Source organism: Mesorhizobium sp. WSM4849, assembly GCF_055811385.1.
Genome location: NZ_JBVVPW010000011.1, coordinates 116,217 through 121,307, shown reverse-complemented (window position 1 = coordinate 121,307; position 5,091 = coordinate 116,217). Strand labels below are relative to the sequence as shown.

Sequence of the window (5,091 nt, the reverse complement as noted above, 5' to 3'; positions counted from 1 at the left end):
ACCCAAGGCGAGGCTGGCGCCACAACCGACCAACAGGCGCAGGACAAGGCCAAGGTCCAGACCGAGCAGCAGACCCAAGGCGAGGCTGGCGCCACAACCGACCAACAGGCGCAGGACAAGGCCAAGGTCCAGACCGAGCAGCAGACCCAGGGCGAGGCCGGTGCCACTACCGAGCAGCAGACTCAGGGCACGACCTCTACCCAGCCACAGGATGAGACTTCGACCGGCGCTATCAGCAATGTGACCGTTGAACAGAAAACGGAAATCACCCAAATCCTCAAGCAGGAAAAGGTCGAACCGGTTGCCAGCGTCGATTTTGACATCTCAGTGGGTGTCGAGGTCCCGCGGCAGAAGGTCAGATTGCGTCGTCTGCCACCGCGAATCATCGAGATCGTCCCAGCTTACGAATCCTACGAGTATTTCGTATTGGCTGATGGCCGAATCGTCATCGTCGACCCGGATACGCTCACGATCGTGCTTATCCTGACCTAAACGCCCCTGCTCGGCGTGAAGGGTCCGCCGCAGCCAAGGCGGGCCCCTCAACATGCTCGGACAGCAATCTCCTGCGTCCTCCAGCCGATACCCTCATGGCCCCTCGACGAGTGCCCTTCATGTTCGAAAAGGGGCCGGAGATTAGGACTTCAGTCTGCCCGCTAGCCGACCATTGGCTGGCGCAAGCAGTGCTTTGGTCCGGGACTGCTATCGCAAAAGCCTGAGATGGGAGAGTTTTCAGGAACCGAGCTCCTGCAGGCGTCGTTGCGACCCGTGACAGGAAGGCTGCAATGGACCCCAGCATTCACCAGGCACGTTGGCTGCTTTTTCCTGTGTTTGGCTTGGTGTTCGGGGTCGCGGCCGTCGGCTTATTATCGGCTGATGGGCCCGATCAATGAAGGCGACACACTTGCGCAGTAATGAGTCCCTTCCTGCGCTAGCGAGACCCACCGGTTTCTCCCCCTGAGACTGGTGGGTCTTGACACCGCCTGATGATGGCGAAAGCGTGATATGGTGCAGAGTACAGAGGATTGGCTCGGGCGAATTCGAAACAGGTAGAAATGCAACGCAGACCGTGACGGTCAGGATATTCTGGCGTGCTATTGGCAAATTCATTGATCACAGACGCGATACGGCCGCAACGCCGGCTCCGTGAGACAAGAGTTCTCGCCAGGATGAATGCGCGGCCTGCGTGCTCTCAATCGCAGCGTAGGCTCAAATCTCTTCGAAGGCTTCGCGTCGCCATCTGCCTCACCGCATCGGCCTTGGCTCTCGTCGTGAGCCCCTACCGTGTGGCACAGGACGGCCTGTCCCTGACGCTTAGCCCGCAGGCCGCCCAGGCACAAGGGAACTCTGGGAACTCCGGAAACTCTGGGAACTCCGGAAACTCTGGAAACTCCGGGAACGCTGGAAGCCCCGGGAACTCTGGAAACGCTGGAACTCCCGGGAGTTCGAACTCCAATGCCAACGCGGGCAAGGGCAAATCAAAATCATCGATAGGCAGTCCCCCGGCAAATCCAGTTGCCGCGGTAAACCCCGGCAACAAGCCAAAAGTTTATGTCAACGCGACCACTGGAGATCGGATCGAAGTGCGCGGGCCAAGTGTGGGTGTGGTGCATTCCAACGGGCTCAGTGAGCGCATCGACGGTGGTCATTATGAAATGCGGGATGCCATGGGCCGCACCATCATTCGGCGGCAGGCGACGAACTCCGATCGGGCAAGACTGCTCGCCATGATCGAGTGATGACGAGTTCACAGGCCGCAAGGCTACCTTGCTTCACGCAGGATGGCGGGCAGGCGGATGCTGATGCTCGGTCGCGTCGCGCAATGTCATCGCGGCTTCGGTCCGGTTGCTCACATTGAGCTTGGCGAGAATCCGCGTCATGTGATGCTTTATGGTTTTCTCGTGCAGGTTTAGCTGAAGACCGATCCGCTTGTTGCTTAATCCCGCGGCAACGAGCGTCAGGATCTCTCTTTCGCGACTGGTGAGTTCGGCCAGCACGTTGGCTTTCGCGGTCGCGGTTGACTGGGTAGACAGGTCGACCAACACGCGCGCCGACAATTGCGGGCAAACATACCGTTCGCCCATCGCCACCGTGCGCAGTATGGCGGCCAGCGTTCTCGACCCGACACCCTTCAGGACATAGCCTCTTGCCCCGCTCTGCAAGGCGGTCATGACGTGCTGGTTTTCCTCCGAAACGGTCAGCATCACGATTTTCAGATCCGGATGCCGCTCCAGAGCCGGTTCGATCGCGCTGAGGCCTCCACCAGGCACCGAGATGTCCATCAGGAGAATATCGAGCTGCTGGTCTTCCGATATCCGCAAGGCGTCATCTCTACTGCTGCCTTGGGCGACGATCTCGAACCCGCCGATCTGCTCGAGAGTGCGCACGACGCCCTCCCTGAACAGCGGATGGTCGTCGATGATGGCGAGCTTTATGGCCGCTGCCATCACGCCTGTCCTATTTCAACTATGTTGAGAATCATTTTCACCTCCGTGCCATTCTGTGAAGATGTTACAGCAAATTGGCCGCCGAGGCTTTCTACCCGCTCACGCAGCCCGATGAGCCCCAGCCTTTCAGGGTGGATGATCTTCGGGTCGAAACCTGGGCCGGTGTCGGAAACCTCGATAGAAACGCGCTCCCCGTCGAAATGTTTCGCGACCGATTGACCGGCACCCCCGGCGTGGCGGAAGCCATTGTTCAGCGCCTCCTGAATAAAGCGAAAGATGCAGATCTTGGCCGCTGGTGACAAGGGTGTGTGCCCCCCGGTCGTGGACAGCATCACTTTGACGCCGGTTCGCTCTTCGTGCGCTCGCACGGCAAGCTCGAGGATTTCCGTCAACTCGGCATTCTCGACATGCGGCAGCATGAGGCCCTTGCTGACATTCCTGATTTCTCGCATCGCATCGTCCAAATTGGCTTTGACTGCCTGCAATTCCCGTGCGCGCGCCGCTGACGGCGCGGCAGGATCGGCAAGCACGGGGCTGTCGATCCCTAGCGCAGCGAGGGCAACCAGTTGCGCCGGCCCGTCGTGCAGGTCCGCGCCGATCCGCCTGAGGTAACGTTCGTTAAACGCCGTGGCGCGCTGCGAAGCACGCTGCACCCGCAGTCTCAACATTCTGTTTTGAACAACCAGATCGGAAAGTTCGGCAATGCGCTGCTTCAATGAGCGGCTCTGGGAACGAATCGTGCGGCTGCCACGAAAAACGATCGCCGAGAGACCGAGGAAGAAAATAGCGGTGACGGCTGCGACATCGAACCAGGTCCGAACGAGTGCCTGCCGGAGGTCCTTTTCAAAATCGGTGGCGATCTCGTCGAATTCCAAAACAGCCACGACTTCGCCCGACCACGGCTGAAGCATCGGATTATAGATTTCAAGAAGATGCAAGCCGCTGTCCCTCTCAGCCTGGTTATCATAGTGCCTGTCCAATTCAGCAACTATGTCGCCTGCGAATGCGGCCCGGAGATTGTCGCTGAGTGGAAAGCGCTTCCCGACCAAATTTTTATTGGTTGAATAGAGGATGGTGCCGTCGCGGCGCCAGAGCTTGAAGGATTCGAGCCTTGTGCCGAGCGCGCCTTGTCCCAGCGTTTCATCCAGCGCGTGGGCAACGCTCTCGTCGAGCACTTCGCTCCTGCGCATGTCGGGGAGCAGCGGCGCGATAACGCTGTCGACGTAAAGGGCGGTCGCAGAAGCCGAGTTCCGGGTGACCGCGGCTTCTATCTGGCTTGTCACGGAAATTCCCACCACGATCATCGCCGACAGCGAGAATAGCCCGCCGGCGAGCAGAAACTGAGTGGCCAGCGACAGTGCATTCCATCGATCGATCAGTCTTGTCGCTCTATATGGCGCCATATCCCCAACGGCCCGGTCGGCGGCGCGTCGCACCAGCGGCATGATTCGAGAGAACCGGCCAATCTGTCGTCGAACGACGCTAAGCGACGCCATCTTTGATCTGCAACTGATCAATCGCTAGGGAACTTAGGGCTTTACGGGCTGGACGGAAACCGCAGCCGACGGTTTTTTTGCGTAAAACTCCACTGCCTCGTTGAGAGAGGCAGCAAGCCATGACGCGCCAACTCCGATGCTTTCGATCCTTCGGCACAGATGGTGCAACGCCTGATCGCCCGCGCGGCGGAAGATGCGGCGGGTTTTTCACTTCCGGTCGCGCAAGGCTCTCACTGCTTGAGTAAGGGTCATCCGATCGTTGCCGTTCTTTTTGATCAGCTTGCTGACCTGGCTGGGCGAAACGCCATTTTCTCGTGCGAAATGTTCCACCTCGTAATACTCGTCGACCGACAGGCGGTCGTGGTCGAGGAAGTCTCGATTGCACTTGTTGTCGGCCATTTCCTTTCTCCTGGCGAAGCCTAACACGGGGTCTGAATGTCGGTTGGAAACAGGCTGGATGAGGGTGTTGGACACTCCTCTCCTTGAACTCCTCCCATGAACTTGCGGCGAACGAGTGCGAGCGGTCGCGGTTCCGCGCGGATCGATAGCCGGACCCATGCGCGCGGCAGGTCAGACTTAAGTCCAATGGCAAGGCCTCTCGGATCGGACCGAAGCCCAGCCAAGGAACATTTGCAGCGGCCTGATGTTTCAACGAGTCTGGCGCGAAGATGATGCCAAAAGAGCTCAGCTAAAGTCACATAAAGGAGGCAACTATGAATATGCGACTTTCCACTGTAGCCGCGGGGTTTCTCCTACTGGCAGGTATAGGCGCCGCGTCCGCCCAGGACGTGATTATCGCGCCTGAACAGGAGACCGTCATCAGGGAATATGTGGAAAAGCAGCCGCTCGCCTCGGTGAAGATCCCTGGGGTGGAGCTCAATATCGGCTCAACGCTACCCGATACGGTCGAGCTTCATGAAGTTCCCGACGTCGAATACCGCTATGTCGTCGTCGACAATCAGACCGTTATCGTTGATCCAGGCACACGCAAGATCGTCAAAATCATTCGGTGACCTGAGCGAGAGGGAGGAGACGCCCCCCCCCGGGGACCAGCGGCGGGGGGCGGTTGGATTGGGGGGGTGAAAATAGAAAAAAAAACAGACATTTAGATTAACCCCACCACGCAGCGCGGGGCGTTTGCGCGCGTAAGG

At 58.8% G+C, this 5,091-nt stretch carries 6 protein-coding genes; 3 read left to right on the top strand and 3 right to left on the bottom strand.

Annotated elements, in window-relative coordinates; all coding sequences use genetic code 11:
• Together AC0L3L_RS14525 and AC0L3L_RS14520 are read left to right on the top strand one after the other, a co-directional pair.
• On the top strand, nucleotides 1–492 hold a 492-nt coding region (locus AC0L3L_RS14525; protein ID WP_473638089.1), incomplete at its 5' end, for a DUF1236 domain-containing protein.
• Between the two features lie 1,088 nt (nucleotides 493–1,580).
• Nucleotides 1,581–1,736, top strand: coding sequence for a hypothetical protein (locus AC0L3L_RS14520; protein ID WP_245319513.1), 156 nt, complete (start codon nucleotides 1,581–1,583; stop codon nucleotides 1,734–1,736).
• Between the two features lie 33 nt (nucleotides 1,737–1,769).
• Here AC0L3L_RS14520 and AC0L3L_RS14515 read toward each other — a convergent pair whose 3' ends face one another.
• From AC0L3L_RS14515 to AC0L3L_RS14505, 3 genes are all read right to left on the bottom strand, one after another.
• Entirely contained in the window at nucleotides 1,770–2,444 is a 675-nt protein-coding gene (locus AC0L3L_RS14515; protein ID WP_473638088.1) for a LuxR C-terminal-related transcriptional regulator, read from the bottom strand.
• The gene (locus tag AC0L3L_RS14510) at nucleotides 2,444–3,847 is read right to left on the bottom strand and encodes a sensor histidine kinase (protein ID WP_473489258.1); all 1,404 of its coding nucleotides are present in this window, start codon (nucleotides 3,845–3,847) and stop codon (nucleotides 2,444–2,446) included. Before AC0L3L_RS14510 ends, AC0L3L_RS14515 begins: the two co-directional genes overlap by 1 nt.
• Before the next feature lie 300 nt (nucleotides 3,848–4,147).
• Nucleotides 4,148–4,339 carry a DUF3606 domain-containing protein gene (locus AC0L3L_RS14505; protein ID WP_123150566.1) on the bottom strand — a complete coding sequence of 64 codons (192 nt, stop codon included), beginning with the start codon at nucleotides 4,337–4,339 and terminating at the stop codon, nucleotides 4,148–4,150.
• A 314-nt stretch (nucleotides 4,340–4,653) separates the two neighbouring features.
• Between AC0L3L_RS14505 and AC0L3L_RS14500 the strand changes: the two genes are divergently transcribed.
• Complete coding sequence (locus tag AC0L3L_RS14500; protein WP_473489236.1) at nucleotides 4,654–4,953, top strand: DUF1236 domain-containing protein; 300 nt, start codon at nucleotides 4,654–4,656, stop codon at nucleotides 4,951–4,953.
• Nucleotides 4,954–5,091 lie beyond the last annotated feature (138 nt).